The following is a 1,282-nucleotide window of genomic DNA, read 5'->3' on the forward strand; positions in this document are numbered from 1 at the left end:
TGAACCGCGTGCGGGCCATCACGCTCGTACTGATCACCGTGCTGAGCGGGGCGGCGACCGCCGTGGCCGGTCCCATCCTCTTCGTCGGACTGATCGTGCCCCACCTGGTCCGCAAGCCCGCCGGAGGCTCGGTCCCATGGCTCATGATCTACACGATGGTGCTCGGCCCGATCCTGCTGCTCATCGCGGACATCGGGTCGCGGGTCCTGCTGCCCACCGGCGAGGTGCCGGTGGCCATCGTGACCGCGTTCCTCGGCGGCCCGATGCTGATCTGGGCCGTCCGTCGCTACGGGGCGGGGTCGCTGTGAACGTACGCGGATTCCGTGCCGAACGGCGCACGGTCGTCCTCGCCGCCGTGCTGGTCGCCCTCATGCTCGCCCTGGCCCTCACCGGCCTCTGCTACGGCGCGTCCTGGTCCAGCCCCCAGGAGGTGCTCGCCGCGCTCACCGGCGCGGANNGGCGCCCTGGTCGCCATCACCGTCCTGTCGGGCACCTCCGCCCAACTGGCCGTCGGCTCGGTGCTCGGCGGGCTCGTCGTCGCGGCCGCCATCTACCTGCTCTCGTTCGACCGGGGCTTCTCCGGGCTGCGGCTCGTCGTGATCGGCATCGCCATCAACGCGATGGTGACCGCGATCAACTCGTGGATCGTGCTCCGCGCCGACCTGGAGGTCGCGATCGCCGCGGTCGGCTGGAGCGCGGGATCCCTCAACGGCGTGGGCTGGTCCGACCTGGGCATCCCGTTCACGGTGATCGCCGTCCTGCTCGCCCTCATGGCGACGCGGGCGCACGCCATGCACCAGGCCTCGCTCGGCGACGCCGTCGCCGTGACCACCGGCGTCGGCCTCGACCGGCTGCGGCTGCTGATGGTCCTGGTCGGCGTCGGCTGCACGGCCACGGTGACCGCGGTGGCCGGACCCATCGCGTTCATCGCGCTGGCCGCCCCGCAGATCGGCCGCAGGCTCGCCGGCGCCGCGGGCGTCCCCCTGCTGCCGGCCGCGCTGACCGGGTCCGTGCTGCTCCTGGGCGCCGACCTGATCGCCCAGATGCTGCTCGCGCCCGTCGCGCTGCCCGTCGGCGTGGTGAGTACCGCGATCGGCGGTTGCTACCTGATCTGGCTGCTGACCAAGGAGGTGAGGCGCGCGTGAGCGCACGCCTGACCGCGCGGGACATCACCCTGCGCTACGGAGACCGTGTGGTGTCCACACGGCTGAGCCTCGACGTCCCCGACGGCGCGTTCACCGCCATCGTCGGACCCAACGGGTGCGGGAAGTCGACCCTGTTG

General features: G+C 72.3%; 2 protein-coding genes and 1 pseudogene. All 3 read left to right on the forward strand.

Features of this window, described 5'->3' with window-relative positions; translation table 11 throughout:
* The coding region (locus tag AOK22_RS33825) for an iron chelate uptake ABC transporter family permease subunit (RefSeq protein ID WP_157872359.1) at positions 1–308 on the forward strand (308 nt) is incomplete at its 5' end.
* 150 nt (positions 309–458) lie between these two features.
* Positions 459–1,145 (forward strand): annotated as a pseudogene (locus tag AOK22_RS33830) (FecCD family ABC transporter permease); the annotation flags it as partial.
* A partial coding sequence (locus AOK22_RS33835; RefSeq protein WP_157872361.1) for an ATP-binding cassette domain-containing protein occupies positions 1,142–1,282 on the forward strand: 141 nt, incomplete at its 3' end. The pseudogene AOK22_RS33830 and the gene AOK22_RS33835, both read left to right, overlap by 4 nt.

The organism is Streptomyces silaceus, assembly GCF_001419745.1.
Taxonomy (GTDB): Bacteria; Actinomycetota; Actinomycetes; order Streptomycetales; family Streptomycetaceae; genus Streptomyces; species Streptomyces silaceus.